The organism is Streptomyces bohaiensis (genome assembly GCF_012033785.1).
GTDB classification, from domain to species: Bacteria; Actinomycetota; Actinomycetes; order Streptomycetales; family Streptomycetaceae; genus Streptomyces; species Streptomyces bohaiensis.
Genome location: NZ_JAAVJC010000508.1, coordinates 1 through 1,564 on the forward strand (window position 1 = coordinate 1; position 1,564 = coordinate 1,564).

At 75.4% G+C, this 1,564-nt stretch carries 1 protein-coding gene and 2 pseudogenes; all 3 read right to left on the bottom strand.

Annotated elements, in window-relative coordinates; all coding sequences use genetic code 11:
* On the bottom strand, nucleotides 1-920 hold a 920-nt coding region (locus HCN52_RS24340; protein WP_168090574.1), incomplete at its 3' end, for a serine/threonine-protein kinase.
* Nucleotides 921-1,193: 273 nt separating this feature from the next.
* Nucleotides 1,194-1,376: pseudogene (locus HCN52_RS24345) on the bottom strand (histidine kinase); the annotation flags it as partial.
* Between the two features lie 68 nt (nucleotides 1,377-1,444).
* Nucleotides 1,445-1,564: pseudogene (locus HCN52_RS24350) on the bottom strand (dihydroxyacetone kinase subunit DhaK); the annotation flags it as partial.

Genomic DNA, 1,564 nt, shown 5'->3' on the forward strand with positions numbered 1-1,564 from the left:
GGCTTGCCGTGGGCGCCGGTGCCGGCGGCCGCGCCGAGACGGCCGGGCAGCGGCCTGGCCCCGGTGTGGCGGGCCGCGGCGAGGGCGAGCCGCCGGGTCCGCTGCGCCACGTCCGTCGGCCGCTCCTCCGGGTCCTTGGCCAGGAGCCCCAGGACGAGTTCCTCCAGGGCCGCCGACAGCTCGGGGCGGCGGTCGCGCAGCGGCTCCGGCGGGGTGTCGCGGTGGCCCACCAGGATGGCCCACGGGTCGCCGAGGTCGAAGGGCGGTGCCCCGCTCGCCAGTTCGTAGAGGACGCAGCCGAGCGAGTAGAGGTCGCTGCGGCGGTCGGCCGGGGTGCCCGAGATCTGCTCCGGGGACATGTAGTGCGGGGTCCCCATGGCCATGCCGGTGGTGGTGAGCTTGGTCGCCAGGCCGATGTCGCGGGCCAGGCGGGCGATGCCGAAATCGCAGATCTTGACGGAGCCGTCGTCCAGCAGCATCACGTTGGCGGGCTTGAGGTCGCGGTGGATGATGCCCTGACGGTGGGTGTGGTCCAGCGCGGCGGCGACCTGGGCGGCGATGTCGGCGATGTCCGGCTCGGGCAGCGGTTCCCGGTCGCGGGCGGCGAGCACCTCGCTGAGGTTGCGCCCCTCCAGCAGTTCCATCACCAGGAAGAGCACGCCGTCGTCCTCGCCGAAGTCGTGGACGACGGTGATGCCGCGGTGCTGGAGCCCCGCGGCGACGCGCGCCTCCCGGCGGAAGCGTTCCCGCAGCCCCTTGAGCACGGGTTCCTCGTGGTGGTTTCCCAACGGCTTGAGGCACTTGACCGCGACCCGGCGGTCCAGCGCCAGGTCCCGCGCGCGCCACACCTCTCCCATGCCGCCGCGGCCGATCTGCTCCAGGAGTTCGTACCGGTCCCGGATCAGGGTGCTCTCCGCCATCTGGTCTCTCTCGCCCCCGTGTCGCTGCCCTGGTGGCGTTCCGCCACGCCGGTTCCAGTATGGCGGGCGGCACCGACACGGGGAGCGCCCGAGCGGGCACGCAGTGCACCGACACCGGTGGCGGCCGGGCGTGCACCGCCGGGACGGCACCCCCGGCCCACCGGCGGTTTCACCCGTACGAGGCGCGCGGGTACGGCAGTTCGACGGCGGTGATCGTCACCGTGGCGCGCGCGGCGGCGGCTGGTGCGCCTGGCTGGCGGGGACCGTCGCCCGGATGCGGCGCAGCAGCTGCGGCAGATCCAGCTCCCGCCCGGCCGAGAGGACGGCCTCCAGCAGGTCGTGCACCCGGTCCCGGGTGCCGCGCACCGCCTCGATGCGCGACTCCGGCTCCGCCAGGAGCTCGTCGAGCCGCAGTCCGGGAACCTCACCGCTCGTCGTGTGCCGCACCTGGCCCATCGGTCCCTCCCCCGCTCACCGGCTCTCCGCTCTCCCCCGCCGCGGTGGCCCCCTAGGCCCGGCCCCGCCCCGGGGCAGGCGGCGTCCAGCATGCCGCGCCCCACGAAGCCGGCGTGCAGCGGCTCGTGCCCCGAGCCGCCTCCGGACACCAGCGACACCTTCCCGGAGACGGGCGCGTCCCGGCGGAC